The following is a 26,335-nucleotide window of genomic DNA, read 5'->3' on the forward strand; positions in this document are numbered from 1 at the left end:
GTCCACAAGGACGCGGCAGGCGCACACCGAAGCCCACTGGAAACCATCAGAAGGGAAACACATGCTTGGAGCAACCACTCCGGCACACAAGCGCCGCGAAGAGTTCCGCCGGCTGTTGGCCGGAGACAAAATCGTTCAGTTCCCCGGAGCCATCAACCCGATCAACGCTCAGATCATCGAGCAGGAGGGCTTCGAAGGCGTCTACATCTCCGGCGGTGCTTTCTCCGCTGACCAGGGCCTGCCCGATATCGGTCTGACCACGCTGACGGAAGTCGCCGAGCACGGTCGCGCCATTTCCCGCGTGACCAACCTGCCCACCTTCATCGACGCCGACACCGGCTGGGGCGAAGCAATGAACGTCGCCCGCACGGTGCAGGAAATGGAAGACGCCGGAATCGCCGGCATGCACCTGGAAGATCAGGTCAACCCCAAGCGCTGCGGCCACCTGGACGGCAAAGAGATCGTCAGCACGGAGGAAATGGTCAAGCGCATCTCCGCTGCCGTGCGCGGCCGCCGCGACGAGAACTTCGTCCTGTGCGCCCGCACCGACGCTCGCGCGGGTGAAGGCCTCGACGCCGCAATCGACCGCGCGAAGGCCTACATCGACGCCGGTGCGGACCTCATCTTCCCCGAAGCTATGCGCGACCTCGGCGAATTCGAAAAGTTCGCCAAGGCCGTCGACGTCCCGATCCTTGCCAACATGACCGAGTTCGGCAAGAGCGAACTGTTCACCACACAGCAGCTCGAATCGGCCGGCGTGAAGCTCGTCATCTACCCCGTCACCACGCTGCGCCTGGCAATGGGCGCCATCAAGCGCGGTCTGCAGGTCATCCGCAAGGAGGGCACGCAGGAAAGCCTCGTCAGCACCATGCAGACCCGTGCTGACCTCTACGAAACGATTGACTACTCGGCGTACAACGAGTTCGACGCCCACGTCTTCAACTTCTCACAGGAGGGTCATCAGTGACCGAACAGGAAATCAAGAAGGGCCTGGCCGGTGTTGTCGTCGACACCACCGAAATTTCGAAGGTCGTTCAGGAAACCAACTCGCTGACCTACCGCGGCTACCCCGTGCAGGAACTGGCCGCCAACTGCAGCTTTGAGGAAGTTGCCTACCTCATTTGGAACGGCGAACTGCCCAACGCTGAACAGCTCGCTGAGTTCACCAAGCGCGAACGCAGCCAGCGCGACATCGACCCCAAGCTGGTCGACCTGATCCTGGGTCTGCCGAAGGACACCCACCCCATGCACGTCGTGCAGACCGCGGTGGCCTACCTCGGCGCCGTTGACCCGCAGGCTGAAGACAACAGCCCGGAAGCCGACCGCGCGAAGGCCGAGCGCCTCTACGCTCAGCTGCCGACCGTTGTGGCCATCGACCACCGTCGTCGTCACGGGCTCGACCCGATCGCTCCGAAGGAAGACCTGACCTACGCGGAGAACTTCTTCCACATGGTCTTCGGCGAAGTTCCGGCGAAGGAAGTTGTTCGCTGCTTCGACATTTCGCTCATCCTCTACGCCGAGCACTCCTTCAACGCATCGACCTTCACCGCTCGCGTCATCACGTCGACGACCTCCGACATGCACTCCTCGGTCGCCGGTGCGATCGGTGCGCTCAAGGGCGCCCTGCACGGCGGTGCAAACGAAGCCGTCATGGCGACCCTGGCTGAAGTCGGCACGGCTGACAAGGCTAAGGAGTACATCGACAACGCGCTTGCCAACAAGCAGAAGATCATGGGCTTCGGCCACCGCGTGTACAAGAACGGCGATTCGCGCGTTCCCACCATGCGCGCAGCGTTTGAAGACATGGTCAAGGTCAAGGGTGCGAACGAACTTCTGGACCTCTACAACACGTTCGAAGAAGAGTTCGTGTCCCGCAAGGGCATCTACCCGAACCTCGACTACCCGTCGGGTCCGGCCTACCACCTGATGGGCTTTGACACTGAACAGTTCACGCCCATCTTCGTCATGGCCCGCATCACCGGCTGGACGGCGCACATCATGGAGCAGACCGCGAACAATGCTCTGATCCGCCCGCTGTCGGCCTACTCGGGCTACGACCAGCGCGAGGTTCCCACCGACCGCTGACCCAAGCAGCACACTCGAGGCGGAGTCCGGCTTTCCTGGGCTCCGCCTCGTGTGCATATCGGCACCTTCCGCACACACAGAACTTGCCAAACAGAGGAGAGAAATGACCGGTCAGCAGCCCACCCCCGCAGAAATTCCCCTGGTGGACGGCTTCGAATACGGTGTCGAAGACGGCATTGCCACACTCACGATTTCCCGCCCGGAGAAGCGCAACGCGCTGTCGCGTGAAATGTGGTTGGCGCTGCCGGAGATCCTCCAGGCAATCGATGCAGACCCGAACGTGTCGGTGCTCATCATCACCGGTGCCGGCGGCCACTTTTCGGCAGGTTCGGACATTAACGACCTCAACGTGCCGCTGCACGAATTCTGGAACACGAACGCAAACGCCGAAGCCGCGATTGAAAACGTCGACATTCCGACGATCGCCGCGATTGAGGGCAACTGCGTTGGCGGCGGTACGGAAATCGCTGCCGCGTGCGATGTGCGGATTGCCAAGCCCGGCTCGATCTACGGTGTGACAGCAGGCCGGCTGGGACTCGTCTACCCGCCCGGACCCACGCGCAGGCTCGCGTCTGTTCTGGGGGAGTCTTTTGCCCGCTACATTCTGCTCACAGCAGACATCGTCGACTTCGACCGGATGAACAACCTGGGCTTCTTCCACGAAGTGTCCGACGACCCGCTGGCCACGGCAATCGAAAAGGCCAAGACAATTGCGGGGCGGTCTGCTCTGTCGCAGACGGCCGCCAAGCGGATTCTGCGTGGAGAGGACCTCACGGCTGCCGAGGGCAGCTGGCTGGCTGAAAGCTACTCCTCTGAGATCAGCAGGGGACAGGAGGCGTTCTTCGAACGCCGCCGTCCCGATTTCACCATCAGCAGGACGGATTTCCCCGACTGATTGAGGTGCCGGGCGGGGCCGAGTGCGGCCCGGTTGATGCTTTTGCCCCGACAGGTCAACGGGCTTCGACACCCGAGGTATGGCCGGTGTCATACTGAGTGTTAACCGGCTCTCATCTGCCGGTCGCTGATGAGTTTTCGCTCGTCAGACAGGACTAGCTCACCAGCGGTTCTGCCGGTGGGCGAAGGGAGGCCCCATGGCGAAGAAAGACATTCTGGTTAGCTTCGGCATCGACATCGACGCGGTGTCCGGATGGCTCGGCTCCTACGGCGGACAGGACTCACCCAACGACATTCAGCGCGGCATCTACGCCGGTGAAATCGGTGTTCCCCGCCTGCTGAAGATGCTCACGAAGCGGGAACTTCCCGCAACCTGGTTCGTGCCGGGACACTCGGCTGAAACCTTCCCCGAACAGGTCAAGATGATCGTCGACGCCGGACACGAAATCGGCGCACACGGCTACAGCCACGAAAACCCCGTGGACATGACCGCCCAGCAGGAACGCGACGTCATGGAGCGCTCCCTGGAGGTCCTGAGCAAGCTCTCCGGAAAACAGCCGAAGGGCTACGTCGCTCCCTGGTGGGAAATGTCAGCCCGCACAGCGGACCTTCTGCTGGAATTCGGCTTTGACTACGACCACTCGCAGAGCCACGGAGACTTCGTCCCCTACTACGCGCGGACCGGCGAAAAGTGGACGAAGATCGACTACTCCAAGCAGGCCTCCGAATGGATGGTGCCGATGGAATACGGCACCACCGTCAACCTGGTGGAGATCCCTGCCAACTGGTACGTCGACGACCTCCCGCCGATGATGTTCATCAAGGGCAGCCCGAACTCGCACGGCTTCGTCAACCCCCGGTCGATCGAAGAGCTGTGGAAAGACCAGTTCGACTGGGTGTACCGGGAACTCGACTACGCGATCTTCCCGATCACTATCCACCCGGACGTCGCCGGCCGTCCGCAGGTGTTGCTCATGCTCGAGCGTCTGATCGACTACATCGGCGGTCACGACGGCGTGCGCTTTGTCGACATGCAGACCATGGCGACGGACTTCCGCGAACGCTACCCGTACGACAGTGACGAGCGCCCGCCCATGTGGTGAACTGACGCTTGCGTCAGCGCCGCCGCTCGCTGCGCTTGCGGGCCCACGCCTCGCGCAGCGAGCGGCCGGCCATGACGACGCCGGGCAAGAAGAACGCCAGTGCGGCAAGCAGGAGGAACAGCCGCAGGTCTCGCAGCTGAGGCAGTCTGGAGAACACAACAGCTGCGACGGTCATGATGAAAGTCGCCACAATCCACGGTGCTCGGGTGTTCTGCATACCTTCGATAATAGGGCCGCGCGGTAATATGCTGACCATGCGCTTAGCCGTCCTCGATATCGGGTCCAACAGCATTCACCTTCTTGTGGTCGACGCTCACGAGGGTGCCCCGCCGCTTCCGGCGTCATCCCACAAGGAAGTTCTGCGGCTGGCCGAACACCTCAAAGACGACGGTTCGCTGTCGAAATACGGAGCCAACAGGCTGCTGCACTTCTGCCGCGAAGCCATCGTCGTAGCCGAAGAACAGGGTGCTGAGCGAATCCTGGCCTTTGCCACCTCGGCACTGCGCGAAGCCCCCAACGGGCAGAAGCTCATCGACAGAATCCACGAAGAGACCGGCTTGATCCTCAATGTCATGTCCGGTCAGGACGAAGCGCGCATCACGTTCCTTGCGGTCCGCCGCTGGTTCGGCTGGTCGGCCGGCAAGATCCTGCTGATGGACATCGGCGGGGGCTCATTTGAACTGGCTGCAGGAACTGACGAATACCCGGATGCCGCAGTTTCGGTTCCACTGGGCGCCGGCCGCATGCTCAACCACTACCTGAGCCACGAACTTCCCAACCCGGAAGAAATCGCGCAGCTGCGCAGGCACGCCCGCCACACCATCGGCAAAGTGGCCGGTCAGATCAACCGGGTCGGCAAACCTGACCACATCGTCGGTTCGTCCAAGACCTTCCGCTCCCTGACCCGCATTGCCGGCGCCGCCTCGTCCAGTCACGGCATCTACGTGCCGCGCTACCTGTACAGAAAAGACATGCCCGGCATAATCGATGCTCTGGCCTCCCGCACCCCGGCCGAACGTGCCGAGCTGCCCGGTGTTTCCGAAAACCGCGGGGGACAGGTGCTCGCCGGCGCGATCGTCGCCGACGCGGCGTTCACCATCTTCGGTGTCGAAAAGATGGCGATCTCACCGTGGGCTCTGCGCGAGGGCATCATCATGCGCCAGCTGGACCTGCTGGACACGGCAGAGCACGTTTCGGTCCGCCACACGCTCGACGGCGACGAAACCCCCACCACCACAAACGGCAACCAGGCGGTCAGGTAAAACCACAGCGGCCTGCTCCGGTGAGAAGAGTGTGCCTAGACTGAGAGCGTGACAGACAAGACACCTCGTAAGGCGTTCACGAAGAAGAACCGCGCCCGCGCAGACTCCCTGCGCCACCGCGCCTATTTCGAGAACAACCCCGTCTACGAACACGGAGCTTCGCACAGCTCCGAAGGGCGGATCCGCGTGGGGCTGTCGTCATCATCGGTGTACCCCATGACGGTGGAGAACACGTTCAACATCGCGGCCGCACTGGGCTATGACGGTGTCGAAATCATGATCACCGACAACCCCGGTACCCAGAGCGCTTCGCACATTCTGGAGCACTCCCAGCGCACCGGCCTGCCGGTGCTGTCGCTGCACGCACCCACACTCCTGCTGCTGCCGCGCGTGATGCACAAAGACAACTGGGAAAAGCTGCGCCTGACCGCAAAGCTGGCAACCGACGTGGGGGCCGAAACCGTTGTCCTGCACCCGCCTTTTCGGTGGCAGGGCGACTACGCGCGCGGCTTCGTCGACGGGGTGCGCCGCTTGACACAGGAAACCGGTGTGCGCCTGGCCGTGGAGAACATGTACCCGTGGCGGGCGGGCGTGCGGGAACTGCAGATCTACTACCCGGACTGGAACCCGCTGGACGAAGACTACGACCACATGACGTTCGACTTTTCACACGCCGCGACAGCCGGAATGAACGCGCTGGAAACCCTGCAGGGCATCCACGACCGCGTGCGGGTGCTGCACGTGACAGACGGCGCGGGTTCCCTCATGGACGAACACCTGGTTCCGGGGCGCGGAAAAATGCCGGTCAAAGAGTGCCTGCAGTACTTGGCGAAGGTCAACTGGTCGGGTGAGGCCGTCATTGAAGTCAACACGCGCTTTGTGGCCAAGAAGTCCACGCGCATGGAAATGCTCGCGGAGTCCTTGGCGTTCACCCGGAAGCATTTGGGCCTGAACGACTAGGGCGAGGTTGGAACACGAAGGAGCAGACATGGCTGTCACAGTTGCGATCATCGGAGCGGGAAGCATGGGGTCGTCCCTGCTCAAAGGCATGTCGAGCACGGATGCGCTCAGTAATGAGAACGTTCGCGCCACCACGCATTCGCACGCTTCGGCGCAGAAGCTGGCGCAGGAACTCGGCATCCGCGCCATTGCTGCCGAAGACAACGCGAATGCCAACGCTGAGGCCGTGCAAGGTGCGGACTTCGTGTTCCTGGGCGTGAAGCCCTGGTCGATCCGCGAAACAGCTCAGAGCTTTGCAGATGCGGTCAGCGAAGACACCGTCATTGTGTCTATGGCCGCCGGGGTGTCGCTGGAAACGCTCGCCGCCGCCTTCCCGAACAACCCGGTTGTGCGGATCATGCCGAACACGCCTTCTGCCATCGGCAAGGGGGTCATCACGGTGTCTCCTGATGGCAAGGCTCCCGAGGTGAAGGTCGAGGAGCTCACGAAGCTCCTGTCGGGTGCCGGGGAGGTCTTCACGGTTCCCGAATCGGCTATCGGCGGCATGATCGGCATTTCAGGTTCGGGTGTCGCCTACTTCTTCCTGCTGGCAGAAAAGCTCATCACCGCCGGTCAGGAACTCGGTTTGGATGAAGACACCGCCCGCCGCATGGCTGTCGCCACCGCTGAAGGTGCGGGTCTGCTGCTGGCCGGTGACCCCGACCCCGCAAAGCTGCGCGCTGCTGTCGCCCACCCCGGCGGAACAACCGCCGCTGCGGTTGACTCCTTTGAAGCCGACGGCTTCGAAGCGAGCGTTGTCCGTGCGGCACGGGCCGCAGCTGAAAAAGCCGCTGACATGGAGCGCGAAAACAGCTGACCGGAGCCCCGCTCAACCGAGCTTGCGAGCACCCGGTGCTGGCGCCTCGGGTGCCCAGTTACGGGCGGCCGGCGAAGCGGCCCAGCAGCTCCACGTGCCCGGCGACGATCAGAACATCGTGTTCGCCGATGCGCGAACTCGGTTCCGCATAGGTAAAATCGCGGCCGGGAGACTTGATGCCCACAACCGTGACCCCGTAGTCGTCGCGGATCTTCGATTCGCCGAGTGTAAAGCCCTGCACTTCTTTCGGCGGCCGCATTTTCACGACCGCAAAATGGCCGTCGTCGAACTCGATGAAGTCGAGCATGCGCGACGACACAAGGTGAGCCACACGCGCACCGGCTTCAGATTCCGGGTAGAGCACGTGTTCAGCGCCGATGCGGTGCAGAATCTTGCCGTGCGAATTCGAAATCGCCTTCGCCCACACCTGCTCAACACCGATGTCGACGAGGTTCGCGGTCGTGAGCACAGACGCCTCGATCGACGTGCCGATGCCGACAACAGCGGTCGAAAAGTCCTCGGCACCCAGCTGGCGCAGCGCTTCGAGATTGGTGGCGTCGGCTTCGACAATGTGGGTGAGCTTGCCCGTGAACTCCGCGACCTTGTTCGGGTCGCGCTCAATGGCGAGCACCTGCCGGCCGAGCTTCATCAGGTTTTCAGCGGTCGAAGCGCCGAAACGGCCCAAGCCGACGACAAGCACAGAGGAGTTGTCGATCTTCTGTTTGCGCTTAGCCAATGATCGGCCTTTCTTCCGGGTGGCGGAAATGGGTCAGCGAGTCGCGCTGGGACAGAGCGGCTGCCAGTGAGATCGTACCCAGTCGGCCCAAGAACATGAGGAGGCTCAGAATGTACAGCGCGGGCTCCGGGGCCCTTTCAGTGAACCCGGACGACAGCCCGCACGTGCCGAAAGCGGATATGACGTCCATGAGCGCATCATCGAGATCTTCGTGCGTCATGGCCAGCATCGCCATGGTTCCGCCGATCACGATGATGAACCCGGCAATCGTCACGGAGATCGCCAGGCGAACAGCCGAAGGGTCGATACGGCGCTTGAAGGCCACAGCGTCACGGGCACCGCGCGCTTCCGCCCACGCTGCAAGCACGAGCACAGCCAGGGTGGTGACTTTGATGCCGCCGGCAGTTGACGACGAACCGCCGCCGATGAACATGAGCACATCAAGTGCCAAGTGGCTGGCGTCTGACATGGAAGAGACATCGACGGTGTTCATGCCCAAAGACCTGGCGGTCAGCGACATGAAGACAGACTGGAAGCCGTAGTTGACGAAACCGCTTCCGGCCATCGTCTTCTCATTGCCCCACTCGAAGATCGCAATGAGAACACTTCCCACGGCCAGCAGAATGAGCGAAGTCGTCAGAGTCAGCTTGGTGTGGAGGTCCCACTGGCGGGGGCGATTCCACAGGACGCCCATGATGAGCACAACCGGGAAGCCCAGCGAACCGACAAACGCCGAAAACATCACCACGGAGACGATCCAATAGTCATCAGCGAAGGCGATCATGCCCGAATCGTGAATCGAGAAGCCAGCGTTGTTGTAGGTGGAAATGGCGTAGAAGGCCGCGTTGGCCGCAGCGTCGCCCAACTGGGTGCCGCGGCGCAGAAAGCCGATGAGCAGGCCGAAGAACACAACCGTTTCCACAATGAGGACCGTGCTGATGACAGTGCGCAGCAGGGTGCCCATCTGGCCGAGATTGAAGGTGTTCGTTGCCTGTGCGGCGATGAGCCGCTGACGCACCCCGAGCTTTTTCGACACGAGCATGCCGAGCATCGACGCGATCGTCAGAATGCCCATACCGCCGACCTGCACACCGGCGGCGATGATGACAAGCCCGAAATCCGAAAAGTACTCGTGCAGGGTCACGGGGGTCAGCCCGGTCACACACACGGCCGAGGTGGCAACGAACAGACTGTTGACGAACGAAAACTCAGACGGGTCCCGGTGGGCTGCCGGCAGACAGAGAAGCGCCGTGAAGAAAGCGATGACGATGATGAACGCGACCATCGCCAGCCGGGCGGGGGACTGTTCGGCGACTCTGTCGACAAAGTCGCGCGCAGCACGGGCCGGCAGCGCTGCCGCAGTGAGCAGACTGCGCTTCTTTTCGCCGTTCTTCTTCACAGTGAGTCAGCATAGTCTCACGCGCACGTACGCGCCCAGAAACACAGGGGACAGTGTGGGTGGGCCGCTGTGCGTGAACCGGATCACGTTTGGCTACAGTACGAGTATGAGCAGAGAAGAAGTTCTGGTGATGTGGGATGAATCCCTCACCGAATACAATTTCGGCCCTCATCACCCCATGCACCCGCTGCGGCTGGACCTGACGGCCAAACTGTCGCAGGACTTCGGACTGTTCGACGCATCCAACATTCACATTGAGTCCGTTCCGCAGGTCGACGAAGAAGCGCTCGCCCGTCTGCACACGCAGGAGTTCATTGACGCCGTCAAAGCGGCGGGAGCCTCCTCCTCGATTTCGGAAGAAGACCAGCAGGTCTACGGGGTGGGAACAGAAGACGTTCCCCGCTTCGATCAGATCCACGAAGCTTCCGGCCGGCTCTTCCAGGCCAGCATCGAAGCGGCCAAGGCGATCACGTCCGGCCGGTATAACCGCGCAGTCAACTTCTGCGGCGGAATGCACCACGCGATGCCCGGCAAAGCCGCCGGCTTCTGCGTCTACAACGACTGCGCGGCGGCAATCCAAGAGTTCTTGGACGCAGGCTACGAACGTGTGGTCTACCTCGACCTTGATGCCCACCACGGCGATGGAACCGAGCACTTCTTCTGGGACGACCCCCGCGTGCTCACCATCAGCCTGCACGAAAACGGACGCTTCCTGTTCCCCGGCACCGGCTACGCAACTGAAATCGGCGGGATGAAGGCAGCTGCCAGCGCCGTCAACATCGCCCTGCCGCCGCGCACTTCCGACGCCGACTGGCTGCGCGCGCTCGACGGTGTCGTGCCCCAGGTGATCCGCGAATTCAAACCGCAGGCAATCGTCTCCCAGCACGGCTGCGACGGGCACAACCTCGATCCGCTCACGCACCTGCGCCTGTCGGTTGACGCTATGCGCCGGGCCACAGAGTGGGTACGCGATCTCGCAGAAGAGCACGCGGACGGCAAGTGGCTGGCGGTTGGCGGCGGCGGATACGCCATCATCGACGTTGTGCCGCGCGCATGGACGAACCTCGTGGCAATCGCCGGCGGCATCGAACTCAAGCCCGCAACAGAAATGCCCGACCGCTGGCGCGACTACGTCTACAGCCTCACCGGCCGCGGCGCCCCCAAGCGGATGACCGACGGTTCCGACGCCGCTTTCTCCGCGTGGGAGCGCGGCTACGATCCCGAATCCGACCTTGACCGAACCGTCATGAGCACGCGCAAGAACATCTTCCCGTTCTACGGACTCGACGCCTACTACGACTGATTTCGCCGCCCACAGTGTGCCCGCGGTGTGGGCCCTTATACCAGACCGCGAGCCTTGAGTTCATATGACCGGTTGTTAAAGTTTGGGTTTCCACCCGGTTGCCCGTTAGGATTGAGCGGTTAAGTCAGCCCGCTGTAAGCGGGGGAAATCGTCGGAAACGCGAGGGTTAAACGTGGGTTCGGTAGTCAAGAAGCGTCGTAAGCGTATGTCCAAGAAGAAGCACCGCAAGCTGCTTCGCAAGACCCGCCACCAGCGCCGCAACAAGAAGTAATCAACTCCGCACGTCCCCGTCGAAGCGATCCGGCGGGGTTTCGTGCTGAATGAACCGGTGCGGATTTTAGCCGCACCGCGGACGCGCCGCACCCAGGGCAGGTGCCCGGGAGCAGCGCGGGAAGGCTCATATGGGCGTCGTTGTTGAGTTCCTCACCCGTCAGCAATGCGGTCTGTGCGACACAGCCCGCGAAGTCGTCGACGGCGTGCTCGCAGACTTGCCGGAATCCATCGATGTGCGGCTGAGCGTCATCGACATCGATTCCGATGCACAGCTGCAGGCCAAATACGACTGGGACGTTCCGGTTGTTCTCATCAACGGCCGTCAGCACAGCTTCCACCGCGTGGACCCCAAGCGGTTCACGCAGGCTCTGCGCGCAGCGCACGAACGCTGCTGAACGGGAATGAAACAGCGCTCAGGCGCCGTTGTGCTCACGGGAGTCCGGTGAGCGTGAAAACCGCGATCGACGGGAGTCGTTCGCAATGAGGGAGCAAGACCATTGACACTGCTGGTTCTGGGAATATCCCATCACTCAGCACCTCTTGACGTGCTTGACGCGCTCGCCTTGGACGCTGAGCGCGCAGACCTGCTGCGCCGATCGGCGGCAGAGCGCGATTTCGTCAACAGCGCCGTTGTGCTGTCCACCTGCAACAGGCTCGAGATCATCGCCGACGTCACGTCCTTCCACGGCGGACTGGCCGACCTGGGCACGGCCCTGGTCGACGTCAGCGGACTTCCGTGGTCCGAACTCTTCTCCCACACCTACGTCCACTTCGACGACAAGGCCCAGGAGCACCTGTTCCTGCTGGCGGCAGGTCTTGACTCCATGGCCCTGGGGGAGACCCAAATCCTCGGCCAGCTGCGCGCATCCCTGCACGAAGGCGAACGCGGCGGTTCAGTCGGCGGAGGTCTGAGCGAAGCTCTCCAGTCGGCTCTTGAAGTCGGCAAGCGCGTGCACTCAGAAACCAAGCTGTCGTCCGTTTCGCTGTCACTGCTCGACACCGCGCTGGCAGAAGCCGAAGGCCACGTTGGTGACCTGGCCGGTGCAAACGCCCTCGTCGTCGGTGCCGGTGCGATGTCCGGGCTGACGGTCAAAACGCTGAAAGATCACGGGCTGAAGCGCATTCGGGTCATCAACCGCACCCTCGACAAGGCTCTGCGTCTGGCTCAGTCCGTTGACGGTGAAGCCGTCGAACTGACACAGGAAAACCTGGTGCGCGAAATCGCCCAGGCGGACGTCATCGTGTCGGTCACCGGCGCCCGGGGCACTGTGCTGGACGAAGACACCGTCATCGCCTCGCTGCAGCAGGACCTCGACCAGAAGCTCAACAAGTTCTTCATCGACTTGGCGCTGCCCTATGACATCGCGGTGGAAGTCGGCGAACTTCCGCACATCCGGGTGCTCAACCTCGACGGCATCAGCCGTCTCATTGCGGCCAATGAACACGCGCAGTCTGAATCTGTGCTCAGCGTGATCGCAGAAGCCCGCGCCCTCATCGAGCAGGCCATGGTCGACGACGCAGCGCGCCGCGCAGCCCGCCGGGTCTCACCGACCGTCACAGCGCTGCGCGAACAGGCCATCATGATCGTCGACGCTGAATTCGAGCGCCTGAAGAACAAACTCGGCGCATCTGTCAGCGACGCGGCAATCGCCGAAATCAGCAAAACCCTGCACCGCACGGCCGACAAGATCATCCACACGCCGACCGTCAAGGTGAAAGAACTCGCTTCTGCGGATTCCGGTGTTGACTACGCGGCCGCGCTCAACATGCTGTTCGACCTGAGTGCGCGCACCCGCGAACCCGAAACGGACCGCCGCGCCAGCAAGGTCGGCTCTGTCGCACAGACGGAAGAGGGCAGCAGCGGCCACATCGAAGCCGACGGCACAACGCCGGTGGCCGACCACACCCTCGACGTGGTCGAACCCGAACACTTCACGGGCCGCACCATTCGCCTGGGCACCCGCCGCAGTCAGCTGGCGCGCAGCCAGTCGACCGCGATCGCTCAGCAGCTGGCCGCCCGCACCGGCTGGCGCATCGAGATCGTCGAAGTCGTCACAGAAGGCGACGTCAACATGACGCCACTGGCCCGCCTGGGCGGTTCCGGCGTCTTCGTGTCCTCGGTGCGCACCGCCCTGCTGACCGGCAAGGTCGACATTGCGGTCCACTCGCTGAAAGACCTGCCCACAGCCCCAGCCGCAGGAATCGAGATGGCGGCGGTGCCACCTCGTGTGGATCCCTCCGACGTGCTCATCGCCCGCAACGGTCTCAGCCTGGTCGAACTGCCGCCCGGCTCGGTCGTCGGCACCGGTTCACCCCGCCGCGCCTCCCAGCTGCGGGCCGCCCGCCCCGACATCACCGTCACTGGAGTCCGCGGCAATGTGGGAACCCGCATCAACCACGTGACGGAAGGCCGGCTCGACGGTGTCGTCCTGGCAGCCGCGGGTGTGCGCCGTCTGGGTCGCCTGGGCGAAGTCACCGATTTCCTCGACTCCTCGGTCATGCTTCCGGCCCCAGGCCAGGGAGCCCTCGCCGTGGAATGCCGCGCACCCGATGCTGCGCACGGCGATTTCGACCAGGAGATCCGCGAAGCCCTCGAAGGCCTTCACGACCCGGCTACGAGCCTCGCCGTCTACGCCGAACGCGCCATCCTCGAACGTTCGCAGGCCGGCTGTTCGGCCCCCATCGGCGCTCTGGCCTCGATTGACGGAACCGCGCTGACACTCGCAGCGGTCATGGCCGATGACGAAGGCAAGCTCAGCCGGCTGTCCACAATCGCCACCCTGCCGGACGAAGTCACCGACAACATGGTCGAACTGTCCCGCGGAATCCAATCGGAATCGCGCCGGATTGCCCGGGAACTCGGCTATCGGACAGCAGACGAACTTCTCAGCACCCTCGGTGCTGTACCCGGCACGGCAAGCGGTGCCAACGCCCCAGAAACGAATCTTGTTATGACTCCCGGAGGTGACCGTGACCAGCGGTGATTCTGTGCAGAACCGCCCGCAGCGGACCGTGCCCAAGGTGTTCTTCCTGGGTGCTGGCCCCGCCGATCCCTCCCTGCTGACCATCCGCGGTGCCGAGCTTCTGGCATCTGCGGCCGTTGTCGTCCACGAAGACGAACTCCACCGGGACATCATTGAGACCTACGTGCCGGAAGACACGCTGCTGCGTCCCGTTTCGGAAATGGGCGTGCAGCCGCACACCCGCGGCCGCCGACTGGGCGAACTCGCCCAGGAGCACGGCATGGTCGTACGACTGGCAGCCGATGACGGGCTGCTGTTCACGTCGACCACCGCCGAGGCGCAGGTTCTGTCGGGCAGTGACGTCGGCTTTGAGATCGTCCCGGGTGTCGGGGCGTCGTCGTCGGCCGCCGCGTTCACGGGAACACCCCTGACGAACGCAAACGTCCGTTCGGTGCGCTACGTGTCTGCAACTGACATGACCCGCAGCGATGTTTCGCGGTTTGCCAACACCGGTCATGTCATCAGCGGCACTGTCACCGACACCATCACGGCTGTTGAGGGCATGCTCGGCGACGAATGGGAAGCCGACACTCCCGCACTGGTTGTCGCCGGTGTGTCGACCGTCCACCAGCACTCAATCGAAACCACGTTGGGTCAGCTGCCGGACCGACTGCGCGAAGAGTTTGACGCCGACACGGTTGTGCAGACGATCTTCGGCGCGGTTGTTGAGCAGCGCCGCGAACTGTCGTGGTTTGAGTCCAAGCCGCTGTTCGGGTGGCAGGTTCTCGTACCCCGCACACGCGAACAGGGAGCCGAAACCGTCGAGGCGCTCGCCGAGTACGGTGCCGAGGGCACGGTGGTGCCGACCATCGCCATCCAGCCTCCCCGTTCACCTCGCCAGATGGAGCGGGCAATTCACGCTCTTGTCGACGGCGACTACCAGTGGCTGGGCCTGACCTCGGTCAACGCGGTCCGCGCGGTCAAAATGTGGCTTGCCGATCTCGGCCTGGACGTGCGCAGCCTCGCGGGCGTGAAGGTTGCCGCTGTCGGCGACAAGACCGCTGAAGCCCTGCGCGAGTGGGGCATCGAACCGGAGCTTCTGCCCAGCGGCGAACAGTCTGCCCGCGGCATGCTCGAAGACTGGCCGGTGTTTGACGACGAAGAGGGCTTCAACAGGGTCCTCCTGCCGCGTGCCGACATCGCCACGGACGTGCTCGTGGAGGGCCTGACGGAACGCGGCTGGAAGGTTGACGACGTCACCGCCTATCGCACCGTGCGCGCCGCCCCGCCGCCGAAGCCCATCCGCGAGTCCATCAAGGGCGGTGACTTCGACGCCGTGCTGTTCACGTCGTCCTCAACGGTCCGCAACCTGGTGGGCATCGCCGGAAAACCCCACCCGTCTACTGTTATCGCAGCCATCGGGCCGGCCACGGCTCAGACGGCACAGGATCACGGCCTGCACGTCGACGTCCTGGCAGACGAAGCCAGCCTCCCGGTGCTCATCGCCGGTCTGTCTGACTTCGCCCGCAAACGCCGCGATGACGCGCTGGCCGAAGGAATTGTTCCGGTCCGCCCCTCGCAGGACCGCAGGAATTCACGAAGGAGCAGAGGCTGATGTCTGACAGGTCCCTCCCAATCGGTGCGGTTCGTCCGCGTCGTCTGCGCCAGTCGGCGGCTATGCGCCGGCTGACATCGGAAACGAAGCTGCAGCCCGAGGACCTCATCGAGGTGCTGTTCGTCAAGGAGGGGCTCGAGGCTCCCGTTGACCTGAGCTCGATGCCGGGCGTGCGCCAGCACACTCTTGACTCCCTGGTTGAGGCCGCTGAACGCGCGGTCGAGGCGGGGGTTGGGGGCATCATGCTGTTCGGCATTCCGCTTGAATACGACGAGCGCGGATCTCAGGCTGATGACCCGAACGGCATTCTCAACGTTGCCGTGCGCCGGGTGAAGGACGCCGTCGGTGATCGCACCGTCGTCATGACGGACCTCTGCCTGGATGAATTCACCAGTCACGGCCACTGCGGTGTGCTCGACGAACACGGCGATGTCGACAACGACGCCACGCTGGAGCGCTACGCCTCGATGGCTGTTGCCCAGGCTCGTGCCGGCTCAGATGTTCTGGGGCTGTCGGGCATGATGGACGGCCAAGTCGGCGCTGTGCGCGAAGCTCTTGACGAAGCCGGCTTCACGAACACCGTCATCATGGCCTACACAGCCAAGTACGCCTCGGCGTTCTACGGTCCGTTCCGCGAGGCTGTTGATTCGCAGCTCTCCGGTGACCGTCGCACCTACCAGCAGGATCCCGCGAATTCGCGCGAAGCACTGCACGAGCTCCAGCTCGACTTGGCCGAGGGTGCAGACATCGTCATGGTCAAGCCTGGTCTGCCCTATCTGGACATCCTGAAAGATGTCGCAGAAGCCTCGCCGGTGCCGGTGTGGAGCTACCAGATCTCCGGTGAGTACGCCATGCTGGAGTTCGCCTCGGCAGCCGGTGCGATTGACCGCAAACCCGCGGTCTTGGAATCGCTCCTCGCATTCAAACGCGCAGGGGCTGACGCAGTTATGACCTACTACGCGACACAAGCCGCTGAATGGCTTAATGAACAATGACTTCCACACGATGGCTGGATGAAACGCAGCAGCGTTTCTGGAGGGCAATGCTGCAGGGGCAATCGCTTCTGCAGACCGTCCTTGACCGCGAACTGCGCGAACTCGCTGGCATTGCGCTGGCTGACTACGAAGTTCTCGTCATCGTGTCGGAATCACCCGGCCACACCAGACGCATGGCAGAAATCGCCGAAGAAGTCGGCGTTTCCCGATCCCGCCTGTCTCACACCGTCGCTCGGCTGGAGAAGCGCGGCATCGTCAAGCGCACCTCGACGCGGGGTGACGGCCGCGGTGTCAACTGCAGCATGACCGACGAAGGGTGGGAGCTGATGCAGAAGATCGCCCCCATTCACGTCGAAGGCGTGCGCGAGCACCTCATCGACCTCATGTCTCCCGGAGAGACCCAAGTATTGGCAGACGTCTTCACCCGGGCAGCTGAACATCTGAGAAAGGCAGTGTGATGACCCAGCCCACGCAGAAGTCCCAGGAACTCTTTGAACGCGCCCTGAAAGCCATTCCCGGAGGTGTGAACTCGCCGGTGCGCGCTTTCGGCGCTGTCGGCGGAACCCCGCGGTTCATGCACTCTGCCGAAGGCGCACTGCTGACTGATGTCGACGGCAACGAATACGTTGACCTCATCGGCTCGTGGGGACCCATGATTGTGGGCCACGCACACCCGGAAGTCCTCAGCACGGTTCAGGAAACCGCTGCGCGCGGCTTTTCGTTCGGCACCCCCTCGGTTCCGGAAGTTGAACTGGCCCAGGAGATCTCAAACAGGGTTGCTCCGGTTGACGAGGTGCGGCTGGTCAACTCCGGTACGGAAGCCACCATGTCGGCTATCCGCCTGGCCCGCGGCTGCACCGGCCGCGACAAGATCGTGAAGTTCGCCGGCTGCTACCACGGGCACGTCGATTCGCTGCTCGTCGCTGCCGGTTCCGGTCTTGCCACCTTTGGTCTGCCGGACACCCCAGGTGTCACGAAGGGCACCGCGGAAGACACCATCATCCTCGACTACAACGACCAGGACGGTCTGCGCAGGGCCTTCGAAGAGCACGGCAGTGAAATCGCCGCTGTCATCACGGAAGCCTCCCCGGGCAACATGGGTGTCGTCCCGCCGCGTGACGGCTTCACCAACCTCATCCGCTCGCTCACCAAGGAACACGGCGCACTCATGATCTCGGATGAGGTCATGACCGGCTTCCGCGTTTCCGAAGCCGGCTGGTACGGCTACGAAAGCGAAACCCTGGGCTACCCCGATGGCCCGGCAGACCTGTTCACATTCGGCAAGGTCATGGGCGGCGGCTTCCCGATCGCAGCCTTCGGAGGTCGCCAGGATGTGATGGATGCGCTCGCTCCCAAGGGCGGGGTCTACCAGGCGGGCACGCTCTCCGGTAACCCGGTGGCCTCGGCCGCGGGCCTTCGCACTCTGCAGCTGACCCGCGAACTCGACGTCTACCCGACGATCGAGGCCGCCGCCGATGTTCTGCGTCCGGCAATCACGGAAGCACTGAGCGCAGAGGGCGTTCCCCACACCATCCAGTCGGCGAACTCCATGTTCTCGGTGTTCTTCACCGACCGCGAAGTGCGCACCTTTGCCGATGCCCAGGCACAGAACACCGCTGCCTACTCGGCGTTCTTCACTTCGATGCTCGAACAGGGCGTCCACCTGCCGCCGAGCGCTTTCGAAGTGTGGTTCCTCTCAGCAGCTCACACCCCGCAGATCCTTGACCGCGTGGTCTCCGCACTGCCTGCCGCAGCCAAGGCGGCAGCCCAGGTGACAGACGGGGAGTCCGCATGACCACCTCGCGCATCCACCTGGTCCGCCACGGCGAAGTCGACAACCCCGACGGCATCCTCTACGGGCGGCTGCCCGGCTTCGGGCTGACAGCCCGCGGACGCCAGATGGGCGAGCGGATCAGCGACTACTTCGCTGACGATCGCTTCAACGTGCGCGGCTTGGTGCGCTCGCCGCTGCTGCGCACCGCCCAGACGATTGCGCCGCTGGCACAGTCGACCGGGCTCGAACCGGCAGTTGACGAGCGCGTGATCGAAGCGGGCAACCGCTTTGAAGGTCAGAAGGTCAACCGCTCCTCGGTTTTCGCACCGGCCAATCTGCCGCTGGTGTGGAACCCGCTGCGCCCGTCGTGGGGAGAACCGTACATCAGCCAGGTGCGCCGCATGCAGGCTGCGATTTTCACTCTGCGCAACAGGGTGGAGGCCGTGGCAAAGGCAGAGGGTCTCGATGTGGTCGACGGTGTCATCGTCAGTCATCAGCTGCCCATCTGGATGTCGCGCATGGCGGCCGAGGGCAGGTCCTTGGCACACGATCCACGCAACCGCGAATGCAATCTGGGTTCTGTGACCACTCTGAGCTTTGACGGCGCCAAGCTTGTCGGAGTTGACTACACCGATGTCAACGCCGACCTGCAGCCTAAGAAAGCGGTGGCAGGAGCATGAGGCCCGCATCGTCATCAGCAGTGCGCACCGGAATTCGCAAGCACACCCGCCGTGCAGTGGGCGCTGTTTTTGCCTGTGCGCTGGCGGCTGGGCTCGCGGCGTGCAGCAACACAGAAACCGGGGGAGTGGCCGAACAGGCAGGCTCCCAGCAGGGCTACGTGTCCGGCAGCGGAGTCGTCACGCAGATTCCGAAGAGTGAGCGCACAGATCCGATCGACCTCGAGTTCACTGTGCTGGACGGCCAGAAGACCTCGCTTGCGGACATTCGCAAAGACGGCACCATCACGGTGATCAACCTGTGGTACGCCGCATGCCCGCCGTGCCGCAAAGAAGCTCCGGAACTCGAAGAGGTTGCCGAGAAGTACAAGGGCAAAGCACAGCTGATCGGCGCAAACGTGCGTGATCAAGAAGCTGCCGCGCAGGCTTTTGTCGAAAACTTCAATGTGTCCTACCCCGTCATGCTCGACAGCAACGGCGAAATGGTCGGATTGCTGTCCGATGTTCTGCCGCCGCGAGCAACCCCGTCGACCGTCGTCCTCGATTCCGAGGGCCGGCCGGCCGCACGTGTTGTCGGCGCCGTTGAAGCATCCACGCTCAGCGGTCTCATTGACGATGCGATGAAAGAAGACTGACGGTGCAGGCAGCCGAGGTGGTGCATGCCTCTGGACTCGTGCAGGCCGCTGATCTTGGTTCGGCTTTCGCGCAGACAGTTCTCAACGGACCGCTGCTGCTGGCCATGGCGGTCGCGGCGATTGCCGGGGTTGTGTCATTCCTGTCGCCCTGCGTGCTGCCGCTGGTGCCCGGTTATATCGGCTATGTCACCGGGATGACCGGGACAACGGTCGAACAGAAGCGCACCTCGGCAGTACTCGGCGGGGTCGGTCTGTTCGTGCTGGGCTTTGCAGCTGTTTACGTTGCCCTGGGCGCAGCTTTTGGGGCGCTCGGCAGTCTGCTCCATGACTGGATCGACATAGTCACCCGCGTTATGGGCGTTGTCGTCATCCTGGCCGGTGTTGTCTTCTTGGGCGGTATTCGCGCTTTTCAGACCAATAAGCCGATTGCCAAAAAACCCAAGGCCGGACTGTGGGGTGCGCCGCTGCTCGGGGCGGCGTTCGCACTCAGCTGGGCGCCCTGCATCGGCCCCACACTGGCGGCGGTGCTGGCCCTGTCAACGGGCTTCGGTGCTGACGGCGGCACCGGTCGCGGGATGCTTCTGACCTTCACCTACTGTGTGGGGCTGGGCCTGCCCTTCCTGATCGTGGCCTACCTGTTGAACAAGGGCATGGGGCGCCTGGCATTCCTCCGCAGGCACCAGCGGAGCATCGTGATCTTCGGCGGTGTCATGCTCATCCTGCTGGGCCTGCTCATGATCACCGGGGTGTGGACCATCATCATGAACAACATGCAGAACCTCATCGGCGGATTCGAAACGGTGGTGTGATGACTGACAAACCGACGACACAAGACGCGACCGCGACAAGCACTGCGGCGCGAAAGTCGTCCCAGAAAGCGCCGGACATCGGTTTTGTCGGCATGCTCCGGTGGGCGTGGCGCCAGCTGACCACCATGAAGTTCGCACTCATCCTGCTGCTTGTCCTGGCACTGGCGGCGATCCCCGGATCGCTCCTGCCGCAGCGGATCCAGGACCCGGCGAAGGTTCAGAACTTCATCATCGACAACGGCCGGACCGGCGAAATCCTCGACAAGTTCCAGATGTTCGACGTCTATTCGTCGTTCTGGTTCTCCGCCGTCTACATTCTGCTGATGATCTCGCTGGTGGGCTGTGTTCTGCCGCGAACCAAACAGCACTGGAAAGCCATGCGCTCCCAGCCGCCGAAGGCCCCGCGCAGGCTCACCCGGATGCCCGGCTACCAGACTTTCGTCAGCACCGCGCCGGCTGAGGAGATCCTCGACACCGCACAGGAGTACCTGAAGAAGAACGGCTATCGCACAGTCAACCGCGGCGACCACATCGCCGCCGAACGCGGATACCTGAGAGAAACCGGCAACCTGCTCTTCCACCTCGGCATTCTGGGCGCGACGATCGTCATGGCGATCGGCGCGATCTTCGGCTACGGCGGCCAGCGCGTGCTTGTCGAAGGTGACACGTTCACCAACTCGCTCGTGTCCTACGACTCCTTTGAGCCCGGCCGATACTTCGACGCCGACAACCTGACGAACTTCCGCCTGCGCCTGGACAGCTTCGACTCGAAGTTCGACTCGACCAGCGAAGGCGCCCAGTTCGGTCAGCCGCGCGCATTCGAAGCCGTCATCACGGAAACGAAAGACGGCGTTTCAACCAAGCACAACCTCAAGGTCAACGAGCCCATCCGCGTGGGCGGCGCAGGCGTGTACCTGACCGGCAACGGCTATGCGCCAGTCGTGACAGTGCGCGACGCACAGGGCAAGGTGACCTACTCCGGACCCGTGGTGTTCGTGCCCGAAGACGGCGTCTACACATCCCGCGGTGTCATCAAAGTTCCCGACACAGGGGCCGGCAAAGACCAGCTGGGCTTTTCCGGCATCCTGCTGCCGACAGCCGGCGTCAACGACAAGGGCGAGCTGTACTCGCAGTTCGCAGAGCTGCGCAACCCCGTACTCGTCATGAACCTCTACAAGGGCGACCTCGGCCTGGATACCGGCATTCCGCAGAACGTCTACGAACTCGACACCGCGGGCATGGAAGCCGTCAACGGTCCCGACGGTCAGCAGTGGATCACCCAGATGCAGCCGGGAGACACGGCAGAGCTGCCCGACGGGCTGGGCACAATCGAGTTCGAGCGGATCGCGAAGTTCGTCAGCCTCGATGTGCGCCACGACCCCGTGCAGGGGCTCATGCTTGTGGTGACCACGGTGATGTTCATTGGCCTTGCGCTGGCAATGTTCATTCCGCGCCGCCGCATGTGGGTGCGCGTGCGCGACGGAGAAGTCGAAGTCGGCGCTCTTGCCCGCAGCGAAGACCCACGCGTCAAGCAGGCGGCAGAACGCTGTGGCGTAGAATTGAAAGACAGACTTTCGTCTGCTGATCACCAATCCGCGGAGGGATAAGTGGAAGTCAACGTCACGCTCGCCAGCTGGTCAATGCTTCTGATCTATTCAGCTGGTGCGGTCTATGCGCTCGCCTTCATCGTCTACGCTTTTGACCTTTTCGGAGGCAAGAAGAAGCGCACTGGGAAGGCTGCCGGCTCGGCTGGTTCTTCGGCTGGTGCGGCGAAGGGGCCGGCGAAAGGTGCGAAGCGCACAGCGCGTACGCGCACCTCGGCTGATGCTGACTCCGCTGGAGACGGCGGTGCTGTTGGCACGCTCGTGCAGGAAAACCTCGACGGGCCTGCTGACCGGGTGTACTCCAACCGCGTTGACGATGCGGGTGACGGCAGCGGTCACGGCGATGGTTCTGCCGCCGATGCCAAGCGTCGCGTGTTTGCCAATGTCGGCACGTCCCTGACGGTTCTGGCGTTGCTTCTGCACATTGCTTCGATTGTCACGCGCGGCATTTCGGTCATGCGCGCACCGTGGGGCAACATGATGGAGTACGCGCTGATCGCCAGCGCTGTTGCCGGTGTTGTCTATGTTGTGACGCTGCGCTACAAGGACGTTCGCTACCTGGGCACATTCGTCACCGGGTTCCTTCTGGTGTCAATCGGCCTTGCGACGACGGTCTTCTACACCCCTGCGGCTCCGCTGGTTCCGGCACTGCAGTCGTACTGGATTCTGATTCACGTGCCGATCGCCATCCTGTCGACCGGCCTGCTGACGGTTTCCGCGGCGCTGGCGACGGTGCAGCTGCTGCAGGGTGCGCGTGAAAAGCGAGTTGCCGCCGGCCGCGATGCCGGTTGGCTGTCGTTCCTTGAGCGCATGCCGCGGGCCGCATCGATCGAAGCTGTGTCCTACCGTCTGGCCGCGGTCGGCTTCATCACGTGGACCTTCACCCTGATTGCCGGAGCCATCTGGGCTGAAGTCGCCTGGGGCCGCTACTGGGGTTGGGATGCCAAAGAGATCTGGACGTTCGTCATCTGGGTTGTCTACGCCGCATACCTGCACTCGCGTGCAACCCGCGGCCTGCGCCTGACGACGATCGCCTGGCTCAACCTGATCGGCTTCATCACGATTATCTTCAACTTCACGATCGTGAACGTGTACTTCAACGGCCTGCACTCATACTCGGGTCTGTGATTCTCTAGCCTGTCCAGTTTCACTAGCTGGCGGCACTGCGACGGGTGCATCTGCTTTGTGCGGATGCACCCGTTCTGTTTTGGCATGGGTGGGCCGGCTGGCCACATCCGTTAGCCCGCATCCGCGCTCCGCCGACATCCACCCGTTAGCAACGAAAACACCGGTTAGCCGCATGCGCACACCGTTTAGCAACGGATCTGCGCTTTAGCAGTTGTTGCCAAGCCGCAGATTCCGGCTAAGCGGTGTGTGGGTGCTGAAAAGGGCACGAGGTGCCGGTCGGGTGCCAGGGGAGTGGCACCTCGTGATTTGGGAAAGTTCGCGAGGTGCAGGCGGGGTTGGCGAAATGCCGCTCAGCTGTCGTTGCGGGGAGAGTCTTCCTCGGGCTCAGGGCGGTCGTCCTCCGAACCGTTGCCATCACCCTTCGAGTATGTGCGCGGTTCGGATCCGTTGCCGCGGAGTTTTTCGGCCCTGCGCTGTTCTTCCTGCTGGCGCTGCAGTTCGCGCAGGCGACGCAGTTCAAGGTCGTCGGAGATCTTCTGGAGGTACTCCGGGTCGTTGTCAGGTGCGGCTGGCACAGCCTTGCCAGCATCGGCTTTCTGTGCGAGGCCTCCGCGTCCGAACAGGTACCACAGCACAATTCCCACAATCGGCAGGAAGAGGATGATCGCAGCCCAGGCCGCCTTCGGCATCATCTTGACCCGAGAGGATTCAAAGGAAATGCAGTCGAAAAGGCTGTACAGGGCAAGAGCCGTGTAAATGACGATGATTGCGATCAGCAGGCGGGCCATGCACCCCATGGTAATGGCACCCACCCGACTACAATGTAGGCACCATGCTTGATTTCCTTCTGTACAACGCCGCCCGGATCGGTCTGCTGGCCGTTTCTGTTGCTGTCATCTGGTACTTCAGCGGCCCCAGCCTGCTGTCGACTGTCGTGGCCGTCATTGTCGCAACCCTGCTCAGCTACCTGCTGCTCAACGGGATGAAGCAGAAGGCCGTCCAGTCGATGACGGAGTGGACCGCCCAGCGCAGGAATCGCGGCCCCAAAGCCGGCAGCGACGAAGCGATCGAAGACGAAATCGACGAACAGCACCGCTGAACTCACCCGCGGGCAGCACTCTTAATCAGAGTGCAAGCCCCAAGCTCAGCAGCACCGCGTAGACGAGAGCGGCCAAGCTGGTGTGCTTAATAGCCGGAACGAGTGCCTGACCGGTCCGCTGGTGCACCAGAGCGCGCACCGGCTTCATCACGAGGACGACCGAGGCAATTGCCAGAAGTGCGCCCGAATAGCCGGTGAGGATCGGCACGATCAGCAGCGGATACGGCAGGAACACAAGTGCCAGATAGGCGATGCGCGAACGTCGGTCGCCCAGAAGCACCGCGAGTGTGCTCTTGCCTGCCTCGATATCGGTGGGGATATCGCGCAGATTGTTCACCATGAGCACAGCGCACGCATAGAGGCCCACGGCAACGGCTCCGGCCCAGGCGGCAGCACTGACACCGCCGGCCATCGTGTACGTGGTGCCGAGAGTCGCCACGAGCCCAAAGAAGATGAAAACAAAGACTTCGCCCAGGGCCATGTAGCCGTAGGGGTGTTTGCCGCCCGTGTAGTACCAGGCTGCAAGAACCGCGGCCACGCCCACCAGGAGCATCCACCAGGCGGCCGACAGGATCGTCAGCAGGAGCCCCGCAAAGCCGGCAATGCCAAAACAGATGAAGGCTGCCCGTTTGACCTGTTCGGGTGGGATGAGCCCGCTGGCGGTCAGTCGCATAGGGCCCACGCGGTCGTCGTCGGTGCCGCGAATGCCGTCGGAATAGTCATTCGCGTAGTTCGAGCCGATCTGCAGGGCCAAAGCCACAATGAGGGCCAGAAGCGCCTTGAACAGAAGCATCCAGCCGTTGACGTTGTCGTCAACCGTGGGGTCTACCGAGCCGATCACCAGGTCAGACAGGCCGCCCAGCTGACCCACCGCCGCACCAGCGCCGAGGACGACGGGTGCGAATGCCAAAGGCAGCGTCCGAAGCCGTGCTCCAGAAATCCACAGCTGCGCCTTATTCGCCACGTTCGTCCGTCCTCGTATCCGTTGAATCTTGAATCATTACGGGTGCTGACTCTGTCAGGTCAGCTTCTTCTGCACCAGCTGGCCTCACCTCTGCCAGGGCACGTGCAGCATCGCCGTACACCATCCGCTCCGCAAGCACGCGTGCCGCCGCACGGTCGGGTTTTCCGATGCCCTTGGCCGGAATCGCATCGACGGGGAGCACCCATCGAGGGATTTCAGCCGGGCCCAAAAGGTGCCGGAATCTGGTCTTCAGACTTACTGCCGAGTTTCGATAGTACTCCGCGCCCGGACCGCGCACGAGGAGAGCTCCAAGTTGTCCCCATTCGCGGTCCTCAACGGGTACCAGAAGAACCTCATCAATCCCGTCATCGGCCAGTTCAGAAAGCAGCACCGCCTCGACAGCCAGGGGAGACACGTTAGTGCCGCCGGACTGGAAGACATCGTCGACCCGCCCGGTAATCGACAGCACTCCCGCACTGTCGAGGCGCCCCATGTCCGAGGTGAGGAACGTGCGCCTTCCGCTGATGTCAGCAGTGAAACTGGGGTCTGGTTTGGGCGTAATCGAGTCGGGTTCCACCTCGACGTAGCCGTCGGCGACGACGGGCCCGCTCAGGGCGACCCGTCCGTCATCCTCAATGCGCACGTCAACCTGCGGGAACGCGCGGCCGTCATAGACGCACCCGCCGCCGGTCTCAGACATGCCGTAGGTGCGGACAATCCTCAGACCAGCCTGCCGTGCGGCCTGAGCCGTGTGGGGGTGCAGTGAGGCCCCACCCACGAGCAGCGCATCGAACCGGGCGGCCTGCCCTGTTGCCCGCGGATCACGCAGGATGCGGGTCAGCTGGGTTGGAACCAACGAGGCGTAGGCGGGTTCTGACTGACCGGCACCGAAGAATTCCTCGGCTTGGTCAGCAAAACGTTCAGCCGTGAAGTGCCCGCGGCCGTCAAACGGTACGGTGCCAGAGCGCAGCGAACGAAAAATCACCTGGGCGCCGGCAATGTGGTCCGGTGCCAAGCACAGAAACCAGCGGCCAGGCCCGGACAGGGCGTCCTCGGTCGCCGCCGCTGACGCCTGCAGCGCCTCAGCTGACAGCGCCACGCCCTTCGGGCGGCCGGTCGAACCGGAAGTGAATACAACCAGCGCCGGCGGTGCGCTCACAGCGCCCTCAGTCGCCCCGTTCCCAGGTGAGTCGGCGCTGCC

General features: G+C 63.0%; 27 protein-coding genes. 21 read left to right on the forward strand and 6 right to left on the reverse strand.

Translation table 11 applies throughout. The features are described from left to right. Positions 1 to 61: 61 nt before the first annotated feature. From prpB to HMPREF3092_RS07030, 4 genes are all read left to right on the forward strand, one after another. Positions 62 to 967, forward strand: a complete 906-nt coding sequence (gene prpB, locus HMPREF3092_RS07015; protein WP_019174568.1) for a methylisocitrate lyase — start codon at positions 62 to 64, stop codon at positions 965 to 967. Continuing rightward, positions 964 to 2,085 carry a bifunctional 2-methylcitrate synthase/citrate synthase gene (locus HMPREF3092_RS07020; RefSeq protein ID WP_019174569.1) on the forward strand — a complete coding sequence of 374 codons (1,122 nt, stop codon included), beginning with the start codon at positions 964 to 966 and terminating at the stop codon, positions 2,083 to 2,085. The genes prpB and HMPREF3092_RS07020 overlap by 4 nt, the downstream gene beginning before the upstream one ends. Before the next feature lie 103 nt (positions 2,086 to 2,188). Then, positions 2,189 to 2,980: an enoyl-CoA hydratase/isomerase family protein gene (locus tag HMPREF3092_RS07025; protein ID WP_070424351.1), complete on the forward strand. Its 792-nt coding sequence runs from the start codon at positions 2,189 to 2,191 to the stop codon at positions 2,978 to 2,980. Between the two features lie 196 nt (positions 2,981 to 3,176). Continuing rightward, positions 3,177 to 4,082: a polysaccharide deacetylase family protein gene (locus HMPREF3092_RS07030; RefSeq protein WP_062022048.1), complete on the forward strand. Its 906-nt coding sequence runs from the start codon at positions 3,177 to 3,179 to the stop codon at positions 4,080 to 4,082. A 13-nt stretch (positions 4,083 to 4,095) separates the two neighbouring features. Here HMPREF3092_RS07030 and HMPREF3092_RS07035 read toward each other — a convergent pair whose 3' ends face one another. Beyond that, positions 4,096 to 4,299, reverse strand: a complete 204-nt coding sequence (locus tag HMPREF3092_RS07035) for a hypothetical protein (protein WP_070424352.1) — start codon at positions 4,297 to 4,299, stop codon at positions 4,096 to 4,098. A 37-nt stretch (positions 4,300 to 4,336) separates the two neighbouring features. Between HMPREF3092_RS07035 and HMPREF3092_RS07040 the strand changes: the two genes are divergently transcribed. Genes HMPREF3092_RS07040 through proC form a run of 3 tightly spaced genes read left to right on the forward strand, consistent with a single transcriptional unit; the run spans position 4,337 to position 7,160 of the window. After that, positions 4,337 to 5,344, forward strand: a complete 1,008-nt coding sequence (locus HMPREF3092_RS07040) for a Ppx/GppA phosphatase family protein (protein ID WP_070424376.1) — start codon at positions 4,337 to 4,339, stop codon at positions 5,342 to 5,344. Between the two features lie 48 nt (positions 5,345 to 5,392). Then, positions 5,393 to 6,304 carry a sugar phosphate isomerase/epimerase family protein gene (locus tag HMPREF3092_RS07045; protein WP_070424353.1) on the forward strand — a complete coding sequence of 304 codons (912 nt, stop codon included), beginning with the start codon at positions 5,393 to 5,395 and terminating at the stop codon, positions 6,302 to 6,304. A gap of 28 nt (positions 6,305 to 6,332) precedes the next feature. Next, the gene (gene proC / locus HMPREF3092_RS07050; protein WP_070424354.1) at positions 6,333 to 7,160 is read left to right on the forward strand and encodes a pyrroline-5-carboxylate reductase; all 828 of its coding nucleotides are present in this window, start codon (positions 6,333 to 6,335) and stop codon (positions 7,158 to 7,160) included. A 58-nt stretch (positions 7,161 to 7,218) separates the two neighbouring features. Here the strand turns inward: proC and HMPREF3092_RS07055 are convergent, their stop codons facing one another. Both HMPREF3092_RS07055 and HMPREF3092_RS07060 read right to left on the reverse strand, forming a co-directional pair. Beyond that, complete coding sequence (locus HMPREF3092_RS07055) at positions 7,219 to 7,896, reverse strand: potassium channel family protein (RefSeq protein WP_019174580.1); 678 nt, start codon at positions 7,894 to 7,896, stop codon at positions 7,219 to 7,221. Then, positions 7,889 to 9,295, reverse strand: a complete 1,407-nt coding sequence (locus tag HMPREF3092_RS07060; protein ID WP_061940717.1) for a TrkH family potassium uptake protein — start codon at positions 9,293 to 9,295, stop codon at positions 7,889 to 7,891. Before HMPREF3092_RS07060 ends, HMPREF3092_RS07055 begins: the two co-directional genes overlap by 8 nt. Before the next feature lie 106 nt (positions 9,296 to 9,401). Between HMPREF3092_RS07060 and HMPREF3092_RS07065 the strand changes: the two genes are divergently transcribed. The 13 genes from HMPREF3092_RS07065 to ccsB all read left to right on the forward strand — a co-directional run bounded on the left by HMPREF3092_RS07065 (position 9,402) and on the right by ccsB (position 23,071). Continuing rightward, the gene (locus HMPREF3092_RS07065) at positions 9,402 to 10,598 is read left to right on the forward strand and encodes an acetoin utilization protein AcuC (RefSeq protein ID WP_070424355.1); all 1,197 of its coding nucleotides are present in this window, start codon (positions 9,402 to 9,404) and stop codon (positions 10,596 to 10,598) included. Positions 10,599 to 10,770: 172 nt separating this feature from the next. Continuing rightward, positions 10,771 to 10,869 carry a 30S ribosomal protein bS22 gene (locus HMPREF3092_RS11000; protein WP_019174583.1) on the forward strand — a complete coding sequence of 33 codons (99 nt, stop codon included), beginning with the start codon at positions 10,771 to 10,773 and terminating at the stop codon, positions 10,867 to 10,869. 130 nt (positions 10,870 to 10,999) lie between these two features. After that, positions 11,000 to 11,266: a glutaredoxin family protein gene (locus HMPREF3092_RS07070; protein WP_061940711.1), complete on the forward strand. Its 267-nt coding sequence runs from the start codon at positions 11,000 to 11,002 to the stop codon at positions 11,264 to 11,266. Between the two features lie 102 nt (positions 11,267 to 11,368). Beyond that, positions 11,369 to 13,855 (forward strand): glutamyl-tRNA reductase, encoded by a 2,487-nt coding sequence (gene hemA, locus HMPREF3092_RS07075; protein ID WP_083274306.1) that lies wholly within the window; start codon positions 11,369 to 11,371, stop codon positions 13,853 to 13,855. Further along, a complete protein-coding gene (locus HMPREF3092_RS07080; protein WP_231863945.1) occupies positions 13,842 to 15,449 on the forward strand; it encodes a bifunctional uroporphyrinogen-III C-methyltransferase/uroporphyrinogen-III synthase in 1,608 nt (535 codons plus the stop codon). Before hemA ends, HMPREF3092_RS07080 begins: the two co-directional genes overlap by 14 nt. Continuing rightward, the gene (hemB, locus tag HMPREF3092_RS07085) at positions 15,449 to 16,444 is read left to right on the forward strand and encodes a porphobilinogen synthase (RefSeq protein ID WP_070424356.1); all 996 of its coding nucleotides are present in this window, start codon (positions 15,449 to 15,451) and stop codon (positions 16,442 to 16,444) included. The genes HMPREF3092_RS07080 and hemB overlap by 1 nt, the downstream gene beginning before the upstream one ends. Next, positions 16,441 to 16,902, forward strand: coding sequence for a MarR family winged helix-turn-helix transcriptional regulator (locus HMPREF3092_RS07090; RefSeq protein WP_070424357.1), 462 nt, complete (start codon positions 16,441 to 16,443; stop codon positions 16,900 to 16,902). The genes hemB and HMPREF3092_RS07090 overlap by 4 nt, the downstream gene beginning before the upstream one ends. After that, positions 16,902 to 18,239: a glutamate-1-semialdehyde 2,1-aminomutase gene (gene hemL / locus HMPREF3092_RS07095; protein ID WP_070424358.1), complete on the forward strand. Its 1,338-nt coding sequence runs from the start codon at positions 16,902 to 16,904 to the stop codon at positions 18,237 to 18,239. The genes HMPREF3092_RS07090 and hemL overlap by 1 nt, the downstream gene beginning before the upstream one ends. Continuing rightward, positions 18,236 to 18,898 carry a histidine phosphatase family protein gene (locus tag HMPREF3092_RS07100; protein ID WP_070424359.1) on the forward strand — a complete coding sequence of 221 codons (663 nt, stop codon included), beginning with the start codon at positions 18,236 to 18,238 and terminating at the stop codon, positions 18,896 to 18,898. The genes hemL and HMPREF3092_RS07100 overlap by 4 nt, the downstream gene beginning before the upstream one ends. Further along, the gene (locus tag HMPREF3092_RS07105; RefSeq protein WP_070424360.1) at positions 18,895 to 19,530 is read left to right on the forward strand and encodes a TlpA family protein disulfide reductase; all 636 of its coding nucleotides are present in this window, start codon (positions 18,895 to 18,897) and stop codon (positions 19,528 to 19,530) included. The genes HMPREF3092_RS07100 and HMPREF3092_RS07105 overlap by 4 nt, the downstream gene beginning before the upstream one ends. A gap of 2 nt (positions 19,531 to 19,532) precedes the next feature. After that, entirely contained in the window at positions 19,533 to 20,339 is an 807-nt protein-coding gene (locus HMPREF3092_RS07110) for a cytochrome c biogenesis CcdA family protein (protein ID WP_256174399.1), read from the forward strand. Further along, entirely contained in the window at positions 20,339 to 21,946 is a 1,608-nt protein-coding gene (locus HMPREF3092_RS07115; protein WP_070424361.1) for a cytochrome c biogenesis protein ResB, read from the forward strand. Before HMPREF3092_RS07110 ends, HMPREF3092_RS07115 begins: the two co-directional genes overlap by 1 nt. Then, the gene (gene ccsB, locus HMPREF3092_RS07120; protein WP_070424362.1) at positions 21,947 to 23,071 is read left to right on the forward strand and encodes a c-type cytochrome biogenesis protein CcsB; all 1,125 of its coding nucleotides are present in this window, start codon (positions 21,947 to 21,949) and stop codon (positions 23,069 to 23,071) included. Between the two features lie 350 nt (positions 23,072 to 23,421). On the opposite strand, the gene HMPREF3092_RS07125 is transcribed toward ccsB, so the two are convergent. Next, entirely contained in the window at positions 23,422 to 23,859 is a 438-nt protein-coding gene (locus tag HMPREF3092_RS07125) for a PLD nuclease N-terminal domain-containing protein (RefSeq protein ID WP_176745707.1), read from the reverse strand. Positions 23,860 to 23,903: 44 nt separating this feature from the next. On the opposite strand from HMPREF3092_RS07125, the gene HMPREF3092_RS07130 reads away from it, so the two are divergent. Beyond that, positions 23,904 to 24,170 carry a DUF4229 domain-containing protein gene (locus HMPREF3092_RS07130; RefSeq protein WP_070424364.1) on the forward strand — a complete coding sequence of 89 codons (267 nt, stop codon included), beginning with the start codon at positions 23,904 to 23,906 and terminating at the stop codon, positions 24,168 to 24,170. A gap of 25 nt (positions 24,171 to 24,195) precedes the next feature. On the opposite strand, the gene HMPREF3092_RS07135 is transcribed toward HMPREF3092_RS07130, so the two are convergent. Continuing rightward, a complete protein-coding gene (locus HMPREF3092_RS07135; RefSeq protein WP_070424365.1) occupies positions 24,196 to 25,134 on the reverse strand; it encodes a 1,4-dihydroxy-2-naphthoate polyprenyltransferase in 939 nt (312 codons plus the stop codon). Further along, positions 25,124 to 26,293: an AMP-binding protein gene (locus HMPREF3092_RS07140; protein ID WP_176745708.1), complete on the reverse strand. Its 1,170-nt coding sequence runs from the start codon at positions 26,291 to 26,293 to the stop codon at positions 25,124 to 25,126. Before HMPREF3092_RS07140 ends, HMPREF3092_RS07135 begins: the two co-directional genes overlap by 11 nt. Between the last annotated feature and the right edge of the window lie 42 nt (positions 26,294 to 26,335).

The sequence above is a fragment of the Brevibacterium sp. HMSC24B04 genome (assembly GCF_001806835.1).
GTDB classification, from domain to species: Bacteria; Actinomycetota; Actinomycetes; order Actinomycetales; family Brevibacteriaceae; genus Brevibacterium; species Brevibacterium ravenspurgense.

Bases quoted from the DNA above. Each gene is read 5' to 3' on its own strand.
- HMPREF3092_RS07105 (WP_070424360.1), top strand. From the start codon at position 18,895: ATGAGGCCCGCATCGTCATCAGCAGTGCGCACCGGAATTCGCAAGCAC.
- HMPREF3092_RS07035 (WP_070424352.1), bottom strand. From the start codon at position 4,299: ATGCAGAACACCCGAGCACCGTGGATTGTGGCGACTTTCATCATGACC.
- HMPREF3092_RS07115 (WP_070424361.1), top strand. From the start codon at position 20,339: ATGACTGACAAACCGACGACACAAGACGCGACCGCGACAAGCACTGCG.
- HMPREF3092_RS07090 (WP_070424357.1), top strand. From the start codon at position 16,441: ATGACTTCCACACGATGGCTGGATGAAACGCAGCAGCGTTTCTGGAGG.
- prpB (WP_019174568.1), top strand. From the start codon at position 62: ATGCTTGGAGCAACCACTCCGGCACACAAGCGCCGCGAAGAGTTCCGC.
- proC (WP_070424354.1), top strand. From the start codon at position 6,333: ATGGCTGTCACAGTTGCGATCATCGGAGCGGGAAGCATGGGGTCGTCC.
- HMPREF3092_RS07100 (WP_070424359.1), top strand. From the start codon at position 18,236: ATGACCACCTCGCGCATCCACCTGGTCCGCCACGGCGAAGTCGACAAC.
- HMPREF3092_RS07125 (WP_176745707.1), bottom strand. From the start codon at position 23,859: ATGGCCCGCCTGCTGATCGCAATCATCGTCATTTACACGGCTCTTGCC.
- HMPREF3092_RS07130 (WP_070424364.1), top strand. From the start codon at position 23,904: ATGCTTGATTTCCTTCTGTACAACGCCGCCCGGATCGGTCTGCTGGCC.
- HMPREF3092_RS07025 (WP_070424351.1), top strand. From the start codon at position 2,189: ATGACCGGTCAGCAGCCCACCCCCGCAGAAATTCCCCTGGTGGACGGC.
- HMPREF3092_RS07070 (WP_061940711.1), top strand. From the start codon at position 11,000: ATGGGCGTCGTTGTTGAGTTCCTCACCCGTCAGCAATGCGGTCTGTGC.
- HMPREF3092_RS07040 (WP_070424376.1), top strand. From the start codon at position 4,337: ATGCGCTTAGCCGTCCTCGATATCGGGTCCAACAGCATTCACCTTCTT.
- hemB (WP_070424356.1), top strand. From the start codon at position 15,449: ATGTCTGACAGGTCCCTCCCAATCGGTGCGGTTCGTCCGCGTCGTCTG.
- HMPREF3092_RS07065 (WP_070424355.1), top strand. From the start codon at position 9,402: ATGAGCAGAGAAGAAGTTCTGGTGATGTGGGATGAATCCCTCACCGAA.
- HMPREF3092_RS07030 (WP_062022048.1), top strand. From the start codon at position 3,177: ATGGCGAAGAAAGACATTCTGGTTAGCTTCGGCATCGACATCGACGCG.
- hemL (WP_070424358.1), top strand. From the start codon at position 16,902: ATGACCCAGCCCACGCAGAAGTCCCAGGAACTCTTTGAACGCGCCCTG.